The 18110-nt window shown below is 62.8% G+C and carries 16 protein-coding genes and 1 pseudogene; 3 read left to right on the top strand and 14 right to left on the bottom strand.

Annotation, left to right across the window (positions count from 1 at the left end; genetic code table 11):
• Nucleotides 1-203: 203 nt before the first annotated feature.
• The 3 genes from DH10_RS24675 to DH10_RS37995 are packed head-to-tail and all read right to left on the bottom strand — an operon-like array spanning nt 204 to nt 5684.
• Nucleotides 204-1241 carry a DUF7146 domain-containing protein gene (locus DH10_RS24675; protein ID WP_425515372.1) on the bottom strand — a complete coding sequence of 346 codons (1038 nt, stop codon included), beginning with the start codon at nt 1239-1241 and terminating at the stop codon, nt 204-206.
• 16 nt (nt 1242-1257) lie between these two features.
• Nucleotides 1258-5520 carry a strawberry notch-like NTP hydrolase domain-containing protein gene (locus DH10_RS24670; RefSeq protein WP_192385459.1) on the bottom strand — a complete coding sequence of 1421 codons (4263 nt, stop codon included), beginning with the start codon at nt 5518-5520 and terminating at the stop codon, nt 1258-1260.
• A complete protein-coding gene (locus DH10_RS37995) occupies nt 5517-5684 on the bottom strand; it encodes a hypothetical protein (protein ID WP_192385458.1) in 168 nt (55 codons plus the stop codon). Before DH10_RS37995 ends, DH10_RS24670 begins: the two co-directional genes overlap by 4 nt.
• A gap of 297 nt (nt 5685-5981) precedes the next feature.
• Between DH10_RS37995 and DH10_RS37705 the strand changes: the two genes are divergently transcribed.
• A complete protein-coding gene (locus DH10_RS37705; protein ID WP_192385457.1) occupies nt 5982-6161 on the top strand; it encodes a DUF1173 family protein in 180 nt (59 codons plus the stop codon).
• Nucleotides 6162-6298: 137 nt separating this feature from the next.
• On the opposite strand, the pseudogene DH10_RS24655 reads toward DH10_RS37705, so the two are convergent.
• Together DH10_RS24655 and DH10_RS24650 are read right to left on the bottom strand one after the other, a co-directional pair.
• Nucleotides 6299-6717: pseudogene (locus DH10_RS24655) on the bottom strand (hypothetical protein).
• Nucleotides 6707-6967, bottom strand: coding sequence for a type II toxin-antitoxin system prevent-host-death family antitoxin (locus DH10_RS24650; protein WP_057143280.1), 261 nt, complete (start codon nt 6965-6967; stop codon nt 6707-6709). Before DH10_RS24650 ends, DH10_RS24655 begins: the two are co-directional and overlap by 11 nt.
• 252 nt (nt 6968-7219) lie before the next feature.
• Between DH10_RS24650 and DH10_RS37700 the strand changes: the two genes are divergently transcribed.
• On the top strand, nt 7220-7816 hold the full coding sequence (locus tag DH10_RS37700) for a cold-shock protein (protein ID WP_192385455.1): 597 nt from the start codon (nt 7220-7222) through the stop codon (nt 7814-7816).
• A gap of 721 nt (nt 7817-8537) precedes the next feature.
• On the opposite strand, the gene DH10_RS24640 is transcribed toward DH10_RS37700, so the two are convergent.
• From DH10_RS24640 to DH10_RS24605, 8 genes are all read right to left on the bottom strand, one after another.
• Nucleotides 8538-8936: a DUF3085 domain-containing protein gene (locus DH10_RS24640; RefSeq protein WP_192385454.1), complete on the bottom strand. Its 399-nt coding sequence runs from the start codon at nt 8934-8936 to the stop codon at nt 8538-8540.
• A 151-nt stretch (nt 8937-9087) separates the two neighbouring features.
• Nucleotides 9088-9612, bottom strand: coding sequence for a DUF1419 domain-containing protein (locus tag DH10_RS24635; RefSeq protein WP_192385453.1), 525 nt, complete (start codon nt 9610-9612; stop codon nt 9088-9090).
• A 107-nt stretch (nt 9613-9719) separates the two neighbouring features.
• A complete protein-coding gene (locus DH10_RS24630) occupies nt 9720-10109 on the bottom strand; it encodes a hypothetical protein (RefSeq protein WP_192385452.1) in 390 nt (129 codons plus the stop codon).
• Nucleotides 10110-10194: 85 nt separating this feature from the next.
• Complete coding sequence (locus tag DH10_RS24625; RefSeq protein ID WP_192385451.1) at nt 10195-10638, bottom strand: hypothetical protein; 444 nt, start codon at nt 10636-10638, stop codon at nt 10195-10197.
• Nucleotides 10639-10744: 106 nt separating this feature from the next.
• Entirely contained in the window at nt 10745-12889 is a 2145-nt protein-coding gene (locus tag DH10_RS24620; protein ID WP_192385450.1) for a ParB/RepB/Spo0J family partition protein, read from the bottom strand.
• A gap of 419 nt (nt 12890-13308) precedes the next feature.
• Nucleotides 13309-14088, bottom strand: coding sequence for a hypothetical protein (locus DH10_RS24615; RefSeq protein WP_192385449.1), 780 nt, complete (start codon nt 14086-14088; stop codon nt 13309-13311).
• The gene (locus DH10_RS24610) at nt 14088-14462 is read right to left on the bottom strand and encodes a DUF2958 domain-containing protein (protein WP_192385463.1); all 375 of its coding nucleotides are present in this window, start codon (nt 14460-14462) and stop codon (nt 14088-14090) included. Before DH10_RS24610 ends, DH10_RS24615 begins: the two co-directional genes overlap by 1 nt.
• A 239-nt stretch (nt 14463-14701) precedes the next feature.
• Nucleotides 14702-15673, bottom strand: coding sequence for an ArdC family protein (locus DH10_RS24605; protein ID WP_192385462.1), 972 nt, complete (start codon nt 15671-15673; stop codon nt 14702-14704).
• A 286-nt stretch (nt 15674-15959) separates the two neighbouring features.
• On the opposite strand from DH10_RS24605, the gene DH10_RS24600 reads away from it, so the two are divergent.
• Entirely contained in the window at nt 15960-17177 is a 1218-nt protein-coding gene (locus DH10_RS24600; protein WP_192385461.1) for a DUF1173 domain-containing protein, read from the top strand.
• Between the two features lie 141 nt (nt 17178-17318).
• Here the strand turns inward: DH10_RS24600 and groEL are convergent.
• Nucleotides 17319-18110: chaperonin GroEL (gene groEL, locus DH10_RS24595; protein ID WP_192385448.1), on the bottom strand; the 792-nt coding region annotated here is incomplete at its 5' end.

Here is an 18110-nt window from a genome sequence, read left to right as displayed (position 1 = left end):
CAGCGGCTTTCCGGTGCGCCGATGTGCCAAAAAAGGCCGGCCAGGGGAGGAAACCTGCCGGGCGCTGCTGAAGGCCCGGATGTCGCGTGGTAGGGGTCGCCTCCCGGCAGGCCCGCGGGCACGCGCCCTTCCCGGCAATGGAGAAGCCTGGGGGCCGGTCTTCCGCACGGCCACAGCCCGCGCCTGCCCGTCCGTGCCCCGAGTCACGTCGCGAGGAAGGCTAGCGCGTCTTCCGGAACGAGCTGTTCGCGAAGTCGCTTAATGAGCCTGGCCGGCCCGAGACAGCGCAGATCCTCGTTGAAATCGCCGAGCTCCGGCGAAAGCACGAGCGGCAGCAGACCAGCAGCCTGCGCCCGCCGGCTCAGCCGATCGATGCCATGCCGGCCGGCCGCATCGGCATCGGCAGCGATGTAGAGGCGGCAGCTACCGGGCGGGAAGCGGAAGGCGGAGAGGTGATTGGCCGAGAGGGCTGCGACCACCGGCATGGCCGGCATCACCGCGTTGAGGGACAGCATCGTTTCGATGCCTTCGCCCGCCGCCATGATCGGGACCGGGCCGATCGTGGGAAACGAGAAGCGCACGGCATTGCCGAGAAGGCCGCCAAGCGATCGCCTTGGATTGTCGACCGGAGCCTTGCCGAAGCCGCCCGGATCGAGCCAGGTCCGATGCACGCCGGTGATCGTGCCGGCGGCGTCGGTGACGGCTGCGATCATAGCTGGGAATGTCGATGTCGCGCCCGTCGTGAGATCCCGGTAGTAGCAGGAGGGATGGAAGCGGAGCGAGCCGTGGCGCGCGGCTTCAACGATGCCACGATGGCGCAGATATGCCTCGGCCAGACTGCCATGCAGCGCACCGCTCATCGCGAAGAGGCGTCGCGCGCGTTCGCTCGCTGGCGACACGCCGCCAACCGGCCTTCTGTCGCTGGCCGTTGACCGCGAAGGCTCAGGGTTGGGCAAGCTCAGGAAGCGCCGCGCCTCGTCGGCCACGTCATGGAAGTCGATCAATCCGCAGGTCTCGCGAACGAGATCGAGGAGATCGCCAAATTGGGCCGTGGCCTCGTCTGCCCATCTGCCTCGACGCGGCCCGGAAAGATGGACATAGAGGGAGCGGCCCTTGCTGTTGCTGACGTCACCGACGATCCAGTAATTGCCCGCACGTCGGCCGGCGGAGAGATAATGACGGCAAACCGCCTCGGCGCTCTGCGCGAGGCGGTCCGCGAGTTCGGATGCGGAGGCGCGCATAACAACCATCCCTCCGTCAGGCACGGCTGGCGATGTCGACCAGGCGATGGCGTTCCATCAGCCGGGAAAGGATCGCGACGGCCTCGCCGGTCATCGGCACGAAGAACCGGGTTTTCCACTGGATCATCTCGCAAAACAGCCCGATCGCCTTTAGCCAGTCGCGCATGCCGTCGGTGAAGCCGTTGAGTTCGACGCGATAGTCGTTCATGACTTTCACGCGCCGCAACGTCATGTCGCCGGCAAGGCCGATCACGGACGAGCCATTGGTGAGCGCGGCCCAGACCTGTTCGGGACTGATCGTCTGGACTTGGTCCAGGCCAAGATTGCGGCATAGCGCCGGCAGATGCGCGGGCGCTATCGTGCGGCCGACGATCCTTTCACCATCGTCGGTCTGCAGGCGGAAGACGCGGCAATAGTCCTGCGGCAGCAGGCGCCAGATCGGCAGCAGCAGCCCTGTGATGATATGCAGCTGCGAGTCAGAAAATTGCGGAACCTTCGCGACCTCGGCCTGCCAGGATGCGGCGAACACCACTTCGTCGGCCTCGTCCCAATTGGTGTCTTCGAGCTGGCGAACTTCGTAGCGCAGTTCGTCCATTGGACGGATGAGCGCGACGCGCGGTTCGATCGTGCCATCGTCCAGCATGACGCTGCGGGTTGGCGTCATGACTGCCGCACGACCGGATTTGGCATTGACCATCAACGTGGCGCGACGATCGTGCTTGGTCATCGCAAGTGCGTCCGAGAGGGACATCGGCTTGTTGCGTGTACGCTGTGTGATGGTCAGGAGATGCGACTGAGCGCCGCTGCCGGGATGGGTATAGACGTCCTGACGATCCGTAACCATCATGCTGTCGGCTTCAAGTGTCTCCAGGCCCTTGTCGTAAATGCCGGCGGCGATCGCGCCATCGATGCGCGCTGCCAGAAGTTGTTCAAAGGCGTCGAAGAGCAGATTTTGCATGGCGATTGTCAACGCCAGCATGCGATTGAGGAAGGTCGTGATGGGCGGTAGTTCGTCTTTGAGGCCGCCTTCTTCGGTGGTCAGCGCCAGGCCGGTGATGGCTTCGAACTGGCTAAGCGAGCAGCCCTCGACCTTGCCCTGGTGGATCAGCAGGTAGAACTGGCGTAGCGCATCGCGCGCATATCGGGATTCCAGGTTGTCCTCGCTTCGAAAGAGCCCCTGTCCGCCCGTTTGCCGCTGCCCGCGGGTGATCGCGCCGAGTGTGTCGAGCCGGCGTGCGATCGTCGACAGGAACCGCCGCTCAGCCTTCACGTTGGTGGCGATCGGCCGAAACAGCGGCGGTTGCTTCTGATTGGTGCGGTTGGTGCGACCGAGCCCTTGAATGGCGGTGTCGGCCCGCCAGCCGGCTTCCAGCAGATAGTGGACGCGCAGGCGCTGGTTCAGTGCCGAGAGTTCGGCATGATAGGAGCGGCCCGTGCCGCCGGCGTCCGAAAAGATCAGGACGCGCTTGTCGTCATCCATGAAGGCCCTCACATCATCGTGGGTTGCCGAACCGGGCCGGGTCTCGACCGCGAACCGCTCGATGCGCCCGCCGGTGTCGCGCCGGACAATGCGACGGGACCGGCCGGTGATCTCCGCAACCTGTTCCGTTCCGAAATGCTGGACGATCTGATCGAGCGCGGTCGGAACGGCAGGCAGCGAGCCGAGTTTTTCGAAAAGCGCGTCACGACGGGCGACGGCCTCGCGGCATATGACGGGATTGCCGTCCTCGTCGAAGACCGGCCGGGAACTGATATTGCCGCTCTCGTCGGAGAACGCCTCGAAGAGCTGCGTCGGGAAAGAATGCATAAGGTAGTCAGCGAGTTCCCTCGGCGTCACATCAACCTGCATGTCGCCCCATTCTTCGGTCGGAATCTGGGCAAGGCGACGCTCGGTGAGGGCTTCCCCGGTCGAAACGATCTGAATGACGACGGCGTGGCCTTCCGCCAGATCGCGCTCGATCGAGCGCATCAGGGTCGGTGTCTTCATCGACGTGAGGAGGTGGTTGAAGAAGCGCTGCTTGGAGGATTCGAAGGCCGACCGCGCAGCCGACTTGGCGTTGCGATTGAGCGTGCCTGACTGGCCGGTGATGCCGGACGCCTCCATGGCGGCGTCCAGGTTGGTGTGGATGACCTGGCACGCCTCGGCCCAGGAATCATAGATCCTAACCTGCTCTTCCGTCAGTTCATGCTCGACCATCTCGTATTCGACGCCGTCATAGGAAAGCGAGCATGAGGCATAGAGGCCGAGGGCTTTCAGATCGCGCGCGAGCACCTCCATGGCTGCGACGCCGCCGTCTTCGATGGCCGTGACGAAATCCGATCGCGTCGGAAACGGGAAATCGGCGGCGCCCCACAGTCCGAGACGCTCGGCATAGGCCAGATTCTCGACGTCCGTCGCACCCGTCGCCGAGACATAGACCACGCGCGCATGGGGCAAGGCGCGTTGAAGCCGCAGGCCGGCCCTGCCCTGTTGCGATCCGGCTCTATCGCCACGCTCCGTCTTGCCGCCGGCAGCGTTCGCCATGGCGTAGCCTTCGTCGAAGATGATGACGCCGTCGAAATCTTCGCCGAGCCAGTCCACGATCTGCTGAACGCGCGAGCGTTTGCCTTCGCGCTCGTCGGAGCGAAGCGTCGCGAAAATGGTGAACAGGACCCCTTCCGCGAGACGGATCGGCGTGCCCTGCCGGAAACGCGACAGCGGCGTGACCAGCAGCTTCTCCTGACCCAGCGCCGACCAATCTCGCTGGGAATCCCAGATCAGGTCGGATTTTGTAATCCACAGATGGCGACGGCGACCCTTCAGCCAGTTGTCCAACAAGATGCCGGCGACCTGCCGTCCTTTGCCGGCGCCGGTTCCGTCACCGAGAAACCAGCCGCGGCGAAAGCGGACGGCGCCGGCGGTTTCCTTACTGGCCGCTTGAACATTGTCCCAGGATTTATCGACCGTCCAAAGCCCGGCGAGATAGCCAGCGTGGGCTTCGCCCGCATAGATCACGCTTTCGAGCTGCGCGTCGGAGAGGATGCCTTCCCTGATGACGTGCTCGGGCAGATGCGGGCGGTAGCTTGGCCTGGGCGGAGCGACCGATGCCATCGCGGTCGATTCTACGAGCTTGTCCGGATGAGGTTTGGCGCCGGGGATGCTGATCGCCTGAAGCTGATAGGGTTCGTAGATCCCGTCGGTCAGGTTGCCGCGTGTTTCGTGGGCGGCTTCACGAATCTCGTAGGCGAGCTCGACGATGGGCGGCGATGGCGGCGACACGGGGCCGGTCGCTGGCAGGGCGCGGTGCTGCGACGCCCCTGGCCGTGCTGGCGCTGCCGTCATCGGTGTGGGCCACAGCGTGTCAGCGCTCCTGCGTGCCGCCCTCTTTGCCGCCACGGCCCGCAAGATTCCGTTGGAGAGCGCGCCGATAGAGTCCGGCGTCGCTGGCGAGCGCGGCGGCAGCACTGTCATCCAATCGAGGAGCGTCTGCAGGTCCGGGGCTGTGCCACGTGAGGCGATCAGGCGGGCGGGATCCTGCGCCGGAATCTTATCTAGGACGGTGAGCCGCGTCTCCACATTGGTGCCGTGCCGTGCATAGACGCTGCCGTCGATGGCCGCCGAGAACAGGATGTGGCCACGCTCCTGCAGTCGGACGAAGGCGTCGCGCCATTTCGGATTGTCGGGAGCTAGGCTCGAACCGGTGATCGCGACCAGGCGTCCGCCGGGCGCCAGTCGCGCGAAGGCGGAAGCGAGGTGACGCCAGGCCGCGTCTGAAACCCTGCCCTCGACATGAGCGCCGGCCGAGAAAGGCGGGTTCATGAGGATGACGGTCGGGCTGGCGGATCGCTCCAGGTAATCGTCGATATGGGCAGCATCGTGCTGCGTGGTCCGGGCATTCGGGAAAAGCTGCGACAGCAAGGCCTGCCGGACGGGCGCGTAGTCGTTCAGCATCAGCCGCGCTTGGGCGATCTCCGCGAAGATGGCGAGAAGGCCTGTGCCCGCGGATGGTTCGAGCACGATGTCGCCGGCGATCATGCCGGCGGCGCGAGAGACGACATAGGCCAGCGGCATCGGTGTCGACAGCTGCTGGAGCGCCTGCGATTCATCCGATCGGCGCGTATGGGTCGGCACGAGATGCGCGACCTTCGCCAGCATGGCGAGCGCATCGATTTGAAAACGGGCGAGAATTGCCGGTCCGAACTTGCGCAGGAAAAGAACCTGTGCCGCCTCGCAGGCTTCATAGGCGTCTTTCCAGACCCAGCATCCCTGGGCATCGCTGCCGTCGAAGGCGTGGGTCATGATTGGACGAAGATCGCTTGCCCCGATCGGTTGACCCCGTTCGAGGAGGGTAGGATCTGGTTGGCGGCTTGCAGAATTCGGGTGGCGCGGCTGGTCCGGTCGGAGACGGTCGGGTCGAGGGAGCCAGCCGGAATACCGGTGGCTCGTGCGGAGATCGCGTTCATGGGAAAGTCCTGTCAAGAGCAGCGAAAGGGTCGGCCAGCACCGGGCGCTCTCTTAACCCAGCCAGGCCAACCCGTCCCGGCTTCCCTCTTCCTCTGCAGCGGAGCCGCCACCCACGGCCACTCTCCCCAAGGGTGGCATCTGTTGCTCTGGGCGACCTGGCCGGTCGGCCTTGCCCTGGCGATCGCTTCCTCTCAAACGAGGCAGTAACCGTAGCTACCGGGCCGGCTTTTTATTTTGCGCTCGCAGTCGCCATTGGTGGCTGCATCAATTCAGTCGAATGAGGTAGATCGCGGCGGATGCGCCAGTTCAGGATTGGCGACCCAGACATGGGGGGACGGCGCCGGAGCTTCAACCGGTGCTTGAGAAGGGGCTACGAGCGCAGGCAGCGACCCTTGTGCCTTTGCCGCGAACAGCCGGTTGTTGTGATGTACATTGCCCGTCTCGACGGTCAGTATCTCGTCAAACGCATGCCTTAGTCGGGGCGCGCGACCATGATTTAGCCTGCCTCCTGACGAAGCCATTCTTGTTCATGCGACCGGGGGTTGTGCAGGCAGGCGGAAGCAGCGGACCTGATCCGAGCCGAGACAATGTTCTGTGCCGAGAACAGAAAACATCAATCCAGACGGCTGACGCGGCGGCCTCGCTGCGCGCTTCGATAAAGGCGCCTGTGATCTTCATCATGAATGCCTTGCTGAAACGACCAGAGGGCTTACCGTCGGATTCGATGTACTAGGAGCGTTCGGCAATATCGTAGTTGTATTCGTCAACCACGATCCAGCAGCGTTTGAGATCGGTCAGACCGGCGCGGCGGCACTCGATAGCGGAGACTTCCAAACCGACCCGATCGCTGGTCGGTGGCTGGGTGGTTATCGCCAGGAGCGCGAGATGGGTCAGGCCATCTCTTGCGCCGCGGACAGCGATGACCACGCAGGTCGGCCGGCTCTTGCGGCCTTCCGTTTCGCCGCGCTCGTGTTGCCATGCCCAAAGATACGGGTCGGAGATCACCTGACCAGGCAGAAATCTACCGCTCATCATCGTATCCTTCCCCGCGCGCCAATCGGTCGATCTCGGCGGCGAAGAGTTCCGTATGTTCCTCCGGCATCTCGGAGACATGGTATGCGCGGCGGGGATCGCCGCCGATGCGCATCCGTTCGTAGTGCTCGTAGCTCATCAGCACGAACCGGGGTTTCCGGTGCTTGGTGAGAATAACGGGTTCGCGGCTGGCAACGTCGGTGACGTCGCCGACCTGCTTGTTGAGATCCCCCGTCGTGAACTGGCGCATGGCTGGACTCCTTGACCAGTCTCCATATTATCCAGATTTCCCCGATTTGCAAGAAACTGTCGTCACTGTCGGTTTTCCCTATTGCGTGAACCGGCTCCTTAATTAGCGAACTGGCGCGTCAATTGATGAACTGGCACGATTGGGAGCTTCTTTGCAGTCGGAACTAGCAGGTGCGGAAACGACATTGATCAGCGGCGGATACCACCTTATTCATAGGGCTAGCACAGCAGTTCCCCTACCTAGCCGAGCAACATGAGTAGATACAAAAACTATCGCAAGCCCCGTCGGCATCGAGATGACGACGAACCGCTTGCTCTTCCAGAAAGGGCTTTCGAGCCCAGCTTCTTTCAGCGGCCATCCCCTGCGATTGCAGAGCCTGTCGACGCGCAGGTGAAGTGGTTCAACGCGGACAAAGGATTTGGCTTCGTCAAAGTCTCAGATGGCAGGGAGGCCTATCTGCCGTTACGCGTGTTGGAGGGGATCGGAAGCCGCGATGTCGCGGCGGGAGCTCGTCTCAAAGTCACCTTGGAAGAAACGCGAAAGGGGCATCAGGTTGCGCAGGTGTTGGAGATCGGAGAAGTTAGCCCGACCGAGCCGACAAATGCGGATGTCGACGAAGCATCCGTTGTTCCGGGGGCGCGGGTTGAAACAGCTGGTACTGTGAAGTGGTACAATCCTGACAAAGGCTTTGGCTTCATCGCTCCTGAAACCGGCGGCAAGGACGTCTTCGTTCACGCCAACCAGTTGTCTCGCGCCGGGCTCACCGTACTGGTAGAGGGACAGAAGGTGCTGTTCGAACACGGGCAAGGCAAAAAAGGTCCCGAGGCCCAGAGCATTCGCCTTGGTTAGAGCGTTATAGCGGCGCCGGTCGATCGGTTGAGAGATGCCCAGGTCAGGACAATTTTGCCAAAAGCTCGTCGGCCTCAGCTGGGCTAAGGCCGCACAGCCGGATCGGGTGCGATCGACCTAATCTCAGCCCGGCGGCCGTGAAAGGCTTACTGTGCTCTAGCAGCATTCAAGGAGCGGCTGGCCGGCGACCAACGCATACTCTTAGAGGGGGGTGGGGGTTACATGAAAGCGTCGGTCGCCGGCACTAGGCGGGCCGCGTCAGCAATGACGCGCGGGGCGGATTGGGCGCCGAGAGACGCCGTCAATAGGGATGCCAGATCATGGTAAAGAAGACGTTACCACCCGCAGCGCCGTCAGATTTGGGGACCCTGAATCGGTTGGTCTGACGGTAGGGCCTAGTCAGGTCGGCCGCGTCAGTCAGTCTACGAATTGGCCAAGTCGCCTATCCACCTTGAGGGGCCCCCTGCTTACAGGGCTCGCGAGGAATGCAACAGCGTCAAGGGATTGCACTTCAATCTCCCGCCAGACCAGCCGAGCGTCTGCATTGCCTGCCGGTGGCGATGCATATCGTGCCGGGCGACGCCGGCGCGGAATTGGAGCGGTCGCTCGCCGAGATAACCAGGGAGCGACCGGAAATGACGTCATGGGTCTGGCCATCATCGGACGGTGAATTGCCGCCGTTCCCGGACTAACGGAGATCCCGGACCTGACGACCGTGACATCACCGTGTCAGGACGCTGATGCCGATGCTGTTTTCATCGAGCTCGATGCGCAGATGCGTTGCCGATGGCCGCGTATCCGCGATGGCAAGGATTTCCTCGGCGGCAAGGAATTCGATGCCGTCATCGCCGCCAAAATAGCGGCGCTTGTATTCCCACCAGTCCGAATTGCTGCCGGGATTGCATTCGTCCGCATAGCAGACCATCGGTTTGCCTCCGTCAGGGAGCTTGCCGTTCGAGAGCACATAAACTCCTTGGTCGCCAACCAGCCAAAGACCGGGTTTTTCATCCTTGCCCGGCGCCAGGCCGTAATGGGGATTGCGGTAGCCGCCGTTGGCGGCGGCATCCAGCTCGCCGCGCGCAATGATAGCGCGCACCGCTGAAAGCGGGAACGTGAACATGATTTTCTCCTGAACTTGAGAGGACTTCGCCGTGATCGGTCAAGCGACGACAAAGCCCGTGGGTGAATTTGGTAGTGGTCAGCATGCAGCCGACGACGTTCGACGGAACGTCATAGGCAAATGCCGGGCGCGATTGATCGCGAGCCGGGTATCAAGCGCCAGTGGACGGCTTTCCCGTGCGGAGTTTGTCTTCGATTTCTTCATCGGTCAGATCTTCCAGGAGTTTCAGGATGGTGCCATGGCCGCCTGCATTGACTAGGATACTGCGCTTGCCGCGATGCTCGGCTGGCCAGGCGCTTGGGTCGGCCGAACCTGCGATGCCACGAAAATCGGGATGCGTTCCGCCCCAGATCGCCTCAAGTTTCTCTTCGCGCGTCATGCTGTCGGGGAACTGACTCTCGTAAGCGATGATGGCTTCCCGCATCGCATCGGGGCTTTGGCGGTCGGAGAGGTCGCAAAACCCAGTGAACCATCGCCGCCGGCCGCGAATGGTGATTTCGAAGAAGACGCTGGTGATATAACCGGCCTTGAACTCCGACATTCCGAACATGCCGGCTCTGAGAAAGAGCGGCGGCAGCATGTCGAGCATGAAGTAATATGCACTTGCTTCGATCTCGAACCATTGGCAAGCATAGTATGGCGAAGGGGCCGTTCGAGCGGCGTTCGCATTCTTCATTGCGGCGGGGTATGCAGAGCCGGCGGCTCAGGCGATGAGCGGCAGTCGGTTCAGCGATGAGGTGGGGGTGTAATCAGGAAGCCGAGACGTCCAGAACCAACGAGGCTTCAGGCTGCTCGCGACACGGCAGATCTCGGAGAACTTCCCACGCCGCTGATTGCGTGAACGAGCGCTGCGAGCGCAGGAATGTCGTCGAGCAGAGTGAGATCGGCCAAGTGATTGGGGCCACCGGTGTAGTCCTGCCGACCCTTGCAGGTCCGGATCAGAATTCCGTGTCCAGACAAAAGACCGAACTGGCCAACCTTGATATAAACGCGGCGGTGATGCAGGGTTATTTCACCTGCGACAGCTATGCCTGCCTTGTTTGAACGCAGATCGTACGATCCGGCAGGCAGGTACAGTTCGGCGGCAAGCTTTTTCAAACGTGAGCGCGCGGTTGAATGAAAGCGCCTCTTCTGTTGCTCGTCATAGGAGCAGCTTCTGTTCCAGTCGAACATGTCGATCTCCATGAAACGGAACAGGCCCGGCGATCGCTTGCGCGACCCTGGGCCTGTCGTCAGTTGGTTCTATGCGGTGAAGGGGTCAGGCGGCCGTGCGGCCCTCGATGACATCGGCGCCGACCTCGTCGGCGGAGACCTGCTCGAGATAAGCCCGGTTGTATAAATTGCTGCCGAGCCAGCGTTCGGCCGCCTGACGGTTCTCTGCGAGATGCAGGAGCTCCGGGCTGTCGCCGAGGTCCTGCAGAACGCGGACCATCCCGATCGCTGGACGCTCGACGATCTCAAAATGCAGGTCGCTCTCGACGGACCAGGTGCGCCGGACCGAGACGACGATAACGCCGCCCTGGCCGAAATCGCCTTCGTGCAAAGTGAAATAGGCCGGCGAGCTATAGGTCGCCCGCGATCGTGGCGGTTCCTTCCTGACCAGGCGGCCGGTGCCATTGCGGCTTTCCCAAGCGACGACCTTTTTCGTGAAACGGGCTGGCGGCTTCGGGGTGCGGTCGGTGTAACGGACGAGGCTCCCCAATCGGGCAGAATCGTAGAGATATGGGCTGACATGTGGATCTCTCCATGTTGGAAAACGAAAAAAGGCCCGGCGAAGATGCCGGGCCCGGTGCGGAGCGGGAGACCGATTATTCGGCGGCCTGGAGGTGGTCCGCCTCGTTGCCGATGCCGACCGTGGATTCGTCGGTGGATTGATCCGCATCGCCCGCGAGGAAGGCCGGCAGTTCGGCGGCATCGCCATCGTCCGGTTTATCGTCGGTGACGGTCTCGCCGGCATCGGCAACCGCGTCGTCGATATCGAGACGCAGCGGCTCGGGCAGCCAGTTCGACCCTTCGAGAAGACGGGCAGCCTCACGTGCCATCAAGTCCTTCTTCATGTGGTCGATCAGCTGCGCCGAGTCCTCGCCGCGCGCTTCCCGCACCGCCTGAACAATCCGGGCCTTGGTGACGCGGCCGAGATAATTGTCGACGGTGGGCTCCCAGCCGGCCGTGACCATGTCGAACTGAAGCGTGGCCGCGACTGCATCGGCATGGGCAAGCGCGCCAGGGCGCCTGTTCCAGGGCTCGACGACTGCGTTGAGCGAGAGCGATGCGCAGTGCGCGAACAGCGCCTTTCGGCTCGCTTCATCGAGACCGAGCAGGAAATCCCATAGCTTGTCGCTGTCGGGCATATCCCTGTCCCAGGCCTCGTGCCGCTCGGCAATTTCCTTCGCCCACTGGGTTTCGGCCAAGTCTTGTACCTGGCCGAAACTGTTGCTTGTCAGGCTGATCTCGAGGCAGCTGTCCTTGGCGAACCTGAAGAACACCTGCAATACGAGTGCATGGAGAACCGCGACGAAGGCGATGTCGACGTCGCTGGCGAGCGCGTTGCGCAGGGCGAGCGTCTTTTGAGCGGTGAGATCGAAGACGAGGCGATCGGGCAGCGGCTTTATGCCTTCATCCTCGGGTTCTTCCGCACCGTCGGATGTACCGTTCACGGACCGACCGTTGACAACAACGCCATTGCCGCTGTCAACCTCGGACTGTGACGCGTCGCGATCCTCGCCGTCGCCCCCTTCGTCGTCTTCGCCTGTCTCGACCCGCGGTTCGTCCTCGGGACGGACAAAGCCGGCTTCGATCTGCAACTGGCCGTTGGCACCGAGCGTGACAAACGCTCCGGCGATAGTCTTGTGCGTCGGATCGTAGACATGGGGACGATCGCTGAAGCCGTCGAGTTCAGCGCCGAGCTGATCGAGCTTGTCCTCGATCTCCTGGTCGGCCTCCTCCATCTCGGCATACCTGGCGTCGAGCGCATCATACTCGGCCTTTACCGTATCGTAGCGAGCGGTCTCCTCGGCGCTCATCTCCGGCTGTTCGGCATAGACACGCCGCATGCCGGAGGTGTGGCCATAGGGGAAGCTGATCGCCGCCTCGACCCACTTCCAGCCGTCGGCGCGAACGGCTTCAGCGTCCATCTTCAGCTTATCGAAGACCAGCTGCTCAAGAAGAGCTGCATCCTGGAACCAGCCGCCAGAATCCTGCTCGAACAGGTCGCGAAGGATGATGCCGCCAGCTGCTTCATAGGCCTCAGTACCGACGTAGACGGCCCGGCGATCATCGGCCCGCACCGTCGTCTCCGTCAGCAAGCGCCTTATATAGTATGGCTCCTGCATGTTCGAGTTGTTGGATATGCGCTCCCAGACCTGCTCCTGACGTGCATGGTCGTCGGAGATCGAAAACGCGATGATCTGCTCGAGGCGGATTTCGTCCTGTTCGTAGAGCTCGAGCAGCTTTGGCGAAACCGAGGCGAGTTTCAGCCGCTGCTTGACGGTCGCCGCCGACACGAAGAAGCGGGCGGCGATCTCCTCGACGTCAAGACCCTGCTCGTTCAGAGTCTTGAATGCGCGGAACTGGTCGAGCGGATGCAGGTTTTCGCGATGCACGTTCTCGGCAAGCGAGTCCTCTTCGGCCGATGTTGTTCCGCTGCGGTTGACAATGCAGGGGATCGGTTCGTTCTTTGCCAGACGTTTCTGCTTGACGAGAATGCCGAGCGCCAGATAGCGGCGGCCGCCGGCCGGCACTTCGAAGGTGCCGGTCTCCTCTCCGTTTCCGTCAAGTACGGGACGAACGTTCAGGCTCTGCAGGAGCTTGCGCCGGCCGATGTCTTCGGCGAGTTGGTCGATCGTGACGCCGTCCTTTACCCGGCGGACATTTTCCTGCGACAGCACGAGCTTGTCGTAGGCGATATTCTCCGAGGGGTTCATTGCGATCTTCTTAATGGCGCTTTTTGCCATGGTCAGGGTCTCCATGACGGGCGGCTCGGGGCCTCTCCCCGAACCTCCAAACCCGTCGCCAACCCTCCCCTCCGCACTCTGCCTCTCGCGGTGCCGCGCCGGCGGCCTCAACGCGGTTCGGCGACATCGACCCGGTCAGCCTTGCGCAGAGCCTCGATCGTGCGGGCAGCAGCGCAGTCGCTCGAGGTCTGCGGCTGCGTTGCCTGTGAGCCGGTCGAGGATCCGGAGATACGCTCCCTCGTCCGCGCCGCTACAGTTCGACATGCGGCGATTGTAGCGATGCATTTTCGGGCGCGAGCTGATCGTCTCTGTCTCGGCACGATCGCGCAGAGACCGTCCGAGCTCGTAAAGATTGGGGCGCGTGTCCCGCAACCGGGCTTCGATTCGAGACAACGCCGTGTAGGCTTCAGGATGGCTCATCATTGTGCGTCGCCCTCCCGCCCGCCAGAAATCAGCTTTGCGACGCGACGCACGAAGACCGGACGGGTCTCAGCCTCCTGGGCAAGGCGGCGGATCAACTCGAGCTCGGCATCCGAGCAGTCGCCGCGCACCTCGAGATCGATCCAGTGACCCGCTCGGCCGACATGGGAATCGCGCAGCCGGTGGCTGGATGAGGAGTAATAGCTCTCGTGAGGGTCGTTGAGCCGGACGCGGGTGCGCAGGAAAAGGATGCCTGAACCCAGATTGCCGCAGAAAAGGAATTGGGCGGCCGGGGTGACCTTCGGACCGCCGCCGATTTTCCGATGGCCGATCTGGCGGAAGGCTTCACCGAAGCTGGACGGGTTGGGCGTGATGCGCGCTGTCAGCTTGCCGTCGAAGACCCAGGGAGACCGATGGGGATCGACCCGACCCACTGCGATCTGATGAAGGAGATCGAGTAGATAGGCGGGATCAGCCGGATAGGGGCAACTCCGCCAGACGTTGCGTATCGTCCGACGGAGTGGATCGGGGAGCGCAAAAAGCCGGGCACGGGCTTTGCGCCAACGGGCCGCGCGCTGGGCGCGCTGCTCCTGTTCGCGCCTTTCCCACCAGACGTGCCGGCGGGTCATTTCTTCCTCGACGCTGTGCTGTCGCTCGGCGATCATCTCGGCGAAGAGCGGCAATGCCTCGCGCTCGAGGCGCTGCTTGCGCTTGAAGGCGGCGCGTTTGCGCGATGTGTCCCGATAGGGTTCGGGTTTCGGCCAGGGGCGGAAACGCATCAGGCCCCCTCCCCGCGCCCAGTCCGCGCGGCATTGGAAAGGATGCGGATGGCTGTGGTGATGCTGCCGGCCTCACGCGCCGCTTCGGCATAGGTGGAGAGCGGGTACACGGCGGTGAAGAAGATGTCGCGCTCGATATGCATACCGAACGGCAGGCTGAGCGAGGCGAGTTCTTCGAGACTGAACGATCCAATCTCCGGGAAGCCAAGATCCGCGAGGCCGACGCAAGTATCGTTGTCCGCATCCAGCTCGGTAGCGGGCCAGGTGCCGATACCGAGCTGATTGAAGAACTTGGCCACTGGAACGTGGTCACGACCGGACTGGCGGCCATTGGCGAGAAGCTGATCGCGCTGACCAGGCGTCAGCAAGGGCATCGGGGTTTGGGCGGTTTCGTCCATGGGTCGTGCTCCGTGACGGGCGGCCGAAAGCGAGCCCTTCGACCTCCTGACCCGTCACGACGAAAGGCGCCGTCCTCCTGGCTGGGAGGACGGCGCCTTGGAGCGGCGATCATGAGAAATCCGGCAGTGCGATGTGCAGGATCGCCGGCCAGGACAGGATCAGTGAACAAGAGCGCGAGAACATGATCGCCCAGCATGTTCAGGTCCGCGCCCTGTTACAACGCGGCAGCGAGAGCAGGAGTAGGCTGGCCCGCATTCATCTCATCCGGAATGGCAGATGAAGCCGGGCGCCCGTCAGCGGGCAAGGGTTGCTGCGCATGCATCCAGTCGGCCGCTTGCTGGGCCTTGCTGGCGGCCGTGAAGATGGCGCGGGGATCGTCCTTCAATACTCCGATCCACGAGGCAAGATACGCTGCATGATCGGGGCGCGGATGGTGCGCTATCCCCAGATCGGCGAGGACAAGCCCGCTGAGAATCTCCACGCAGCATTCCTCTGCAGCATAGGAAGCCGAGCCGAACCGGCCGGAGAGATCGCGGTCAAGCCGGTGCTTTGAACCGCTGGCGTGGCCGTTCTCATGCAGCCACACCCCATAGAACGACGCGGCATCGCGAAAGGAAGCGAAGTCCGGCATGAACACCGTGTCCGTTGACGGAAGATAACAGGCTTCCGAACCGCCGAACACGGTCTTGATTGCGAGGTTGGCGATGAAAGCCTCCGCATGCGCCAGACGTTCGCTCTCCGGCAGGACGTCCGTCGGCGGCTGCTCGTATCCGTCGACCTGCGCGACATTGAACACCGAGAATGCCCAGGCAAACATCCGCCGGCGGCCACCGTCATCATTGTCGTCGTCGCCAGCCGGCTCGGCGGAAGGGATCTGCTTCCACAGCACGACAATGGTCGAGCGTTCGCCCTTGCGCACCTGCGCGCCGGCGTCCTGCCATTGCCGGTAGGTGCCCCACAGGCCATCGGTGTAACCTCCGGCCATGGTTGCGAGCCACAGCGCCACCGTGTTTATGCCTCGGTAGCGCTTGCCGGAAGCGACATTGGTCGGGCGGGCAACGCTCGTCCCGTTGTGGAACCACGGCGCACGCCACTCGCCTGCACCTTGCTCGATTGCCGCGATGATCTCGGCGGTGACGCGCGTGTAAACATCGGCACGCGCTCCGGACTGCATCCTGGAAGACATCGTTATAGCTCCTTGGGAGCGACGCGAGCGCAAGGGATCATCACCCCTTGCGGGCGGCGCGAGGCTCAACATCGATGGAAAGGGATCAGCGGCGGACGCCGGGAGCCCCTCTCCCGGACCTTCGCCCGCCACCGCACCCCCCCGCCTGCCCTCTTCCTCTGCTGGCCGCCCCGCAACGCTGGCGTGGCCGTCCAATTCATCATCGGCGGGGCCGACTTGCTTCGATGGCAAAACTATGAGTCAATGGGGGCGTGGGATGCGGCGGCGTCCGGAGCAAATGGAGGCGATGCGACGTTTCAGTCTTGCTGACCAGGTGATCGAGGAGGCGGCGCCGGATCTTCAGGATGCGCTTGCGGATGCTTATCGGAGGAAACTCCGGCCGCTTTGCCTGTGCAGGGAGCCGGGCCCCGCGATGTATATCGCGCAGGTTGGTGATCAATATGTCGTCAAACGGATGCCGCTATCCGGTGGTGGCCATGATCCTTCCTGTATCTCATACGAGCCGCCTGACGAACTGTCAGGGCTCGGAGTGCTGATGGGCAGCGCAATTCAGGTTGATTCAGAGAGCGGGATGGCGGCGCTCAAGCTGGATTTCAATCTTTCGAAAGTTGGCGCTCGATCGGCGATTCCTGTGGGCGCCGGAGGCTCAGACAGAGTAGTCGGGGACACGAAGAAACTGTCGCTGCGTGGCCTACTTCATTACCTGTGGCATGAAGCCGAACTCAACGTCTGGACATCGCGATGGGCTGGCAAACGCCATTGGTGGAACATCCGTTGGCACCTCATCGAGGCCTCGCGCCAGATGACGGTCAAGGGCGGACCGCTGAGCGGCATATTGTTCGTGCCAGAACCGTTCCGGTCCCCCGACAAGACCGCGATAGAACAGAGACGCGCGGAGGCGCTTGCGCCTGCAGTGCCCGCGAAGAGTGGTCCAAGAAAGTTGATGATCCTTGTGGGTGAGGTCAAGGAATTCGGCGTTGCCCGCAGTGGTCACAAGTTGGTCGTCAAGCACATGCCCGGGTTCGTGTTCCTACTCGACGATGGTCTGTACCGTCGGCTCCAAAACCGTTTTGAAATCGAGATGGCTCTGTGGGGCGCGGATGAGGCATCGCATCTGATCGCCATTGCCACCTTCGGGTTGACGCCTGCAGGACTGGCGGTGATCGAGGAAATGGCAGTCATGGTGGTGGCGGAGAATTGGGTGCCCTACGAGTCCGCCTATGAAAAGAAGCTGCTCGATGCGCTCGCCAGAGTAAGAGAGCGAAGTGTGAAGGCGCTGCGCTACAACCTGCCACGGGACAAGCCGGCGGTGGCCGCGATGTTACAAATTCCGCCGCGACCAGTTGGACTTTACGTCGTACCTCCTTCTTCCGATCGCGCATATGAGGAGACGCTGGGCGAATTGATTGCATCGCGACCCGAGTTCGATTCCTGGATCTGGCGGACAGCCGATGGTGAGATGCCGCCATTGCCCGCTTGGCAGGACCGTGTGCCCGTCGCATGACGCCACGGCAGCGAGTCTCCCTCGCCTTTCCAACGCACTTCAATCACATAAAACAAAACCCCGCCGAAAATCGACGGGGATTATCAGCGGTCTGAGGGCGGCATTGCTGCCGCCCTCCCGAGATGTTGAGATGTGAGGACCTTAGAACCCCCCCATGCCGCCCATGCCGCCCATCCCACCCATGCCACCGCCGCCCATGCCGCCAGGCATGCCGCCGCCAGCCGACTCCTTCTTCGGAGCCTCCGCGATCATGGCTTCGGTGGTGACGAGCAGGCCGGCGACCGAGGCCGCGTCCTGGAGAGCCGTACGGACAACCTTCATCGGATCGACGATACCCATGGCGATCATGTCGCCATACTCGCCGGTCTGGGCGTTGTAGCCGAAGGTCGCGCCCTTGTTCTCGAGGATCTTGCCGGCAACGATCGCAGCTTCGGCACCGGCGTTGGCCGCGATCTGGCGGGCCGGAGCCTGCAGTGCGCGACGCACGATGTTGATGCCGGCGGTCTGGTCGGAGTTGGCGCCGGTTGCCTTGATGGTCAGCGAAGCGCGCAGCAGGGCAACGCCGCCGCCGGGGACGATGCCTTCTTCCACGGCCGCGCGGGTCGCGTTCAGCGCATCGTCAACGCGGTCCTTCTTCTCCTTCACCTCGACTTCCGTCGCACCGCCGACGCGGATCACCGCAACGCCGCCTGCGAGCTTGGCCAGACGCTCCTGCAGCTTCTCCTTGTCGTAGTCCGAGGTGGTCTCCTCGATCTGCTGCTTGATCTGGGCAACGCGCCCCTGGATCTCGGCCTTCTTGCCGGCGCCGTCGACGATGGTGGTGTTCTCCTTGGAGATCGACACCTTCTTGGCGCGGCCGAGCATGTTGAGGCCGACATTCTCGAGCTTGATGCCGAGATCTTCGGAGATGACCTGGCCACCGGTGAGGATGGC

It is taken from the genome of Mesorhizobium silamurunense, assembly GCF_014843825.1.
GTDB classification, from domain to species: domain Bacteria; phylum Pseudomonadota; class Alphaproteobacteria; order Rhizobiales; family Rhizobiaceae; genus Mesorhizobium; species Mesorhizobium silamurunense.
The sequence above is the reverse complement of the archived record's forward strand: the minus strand, read 5'-3'. Positions and strand labels throughout refer to the sequence as shown.

What these genes read in the sequence shown, in the direction of transcription:
- DH10_RS24600 (WP_192385461.1), top strand. Translation starts at nt 15,960, where the DNA reads ATGCGACGTTTCAGTCTTGCTGACCAGGTGATCGAGGAGGCGGCGCCG.
- DH10_RS37995 (WP_192385458.1), bottom strand. Translation starts at nt 5,684, where the DNA reads ATGAACGCGATCTCCGCACGAGCCACCGGTATTCCGGCTGGCTCCCTC.
- DH10_RS24675 (WP_425515372.1), bottom strand. Translation starts at nt 1,241, where the DNA reads ATGCGCGCCTCCGCATCCGAACTCGCGGACCGCCTCGCGCAGAGCGCC.
- DH10_RS24630 (WP_192385452.1), bottom strand. Translation starts at nt 10,109, where the DNA reads ATGTTCGACTGGAACAGAAGCTGCTCCTATGACGAGCAACAGAAGAGG.
- DH10_RS24615 (WP_192385449.1), bottom strand. Translation starts at nt 14,088, where the DNA reads ATGCGTTTCCGCCCCTGGCCGAAACCCGAACCCTATCGGGACACATCG.
- DH10_RS37700 (WP_192385455.1), top strand. Translation starts at nt 7,220, where the DNA reads ATGAGTAGATACAAAAACTATCGCAAGCCCCGTCGGCATCGAGATGAC.
- DH10_RS24640 (WP_192385454.1), bottom strand. Translation starts at nt 8,936, where the DNA reads ATGTTCACGTTCCCGCTTTCAGCGGTGCGCGCTATCATTGCGCGCGGC.
- DH10_RS24620 (WP_192385450.1), bottom strand. Translation starts at nt 12,889, where the DNA reads ATGGCAAAAAGCGCCATTAAGAAGATCGCAATGAACCCCTCGGAGAAT.
- DH10_RS24605 (WP_192385462.1), bottom strand. Translation starts at nt 15,673, where the DNA reads ATGTCTTCCAGGATGCAGTCCGGAGCGCGTGCCGATGTTTACACGCGC.
- DH10_RS24650 (WP_057143280.1), bottom strand. Translation starts at nt 6,967, where the DNA reads ATGCGCCAGTTCACGACGGGGGATCTCAACAAGCAGGTCGGCGACGTC.
- DH10_RS24670 (WP_192385459.1), bottom strand. Translation starts at nt 5,520, where the DNA reads ATGACCCACGCCTTCGACGGCAGCGATGCCCAGGGATGCTGGGTCTGG.
- DH10_RS24610 (WP_192385463.1), bottom strand. Translation starts at nt 14,462, where the DNA reads ATGCCCTTGCTGACGCCTGGTCAGCGCGATCAGCTTCTCGCCAATGGC.
- DH10_RS24635 (WP_192385453.1), bottom strand. Translation starts at nt 9,612, where the DNA reads ATGAAGAATGCGAACGCCGCTCGAACGGCCCCTTCGCCATACTATGCT.
- DH10_RS37705 (WP_192385457.1), top strand. Translation starts at nt 5,982, where the DNA reads ATGCGCCAGTTCAGGATTGGCGACCCAGACATGGGGGGACGGCGCCGG.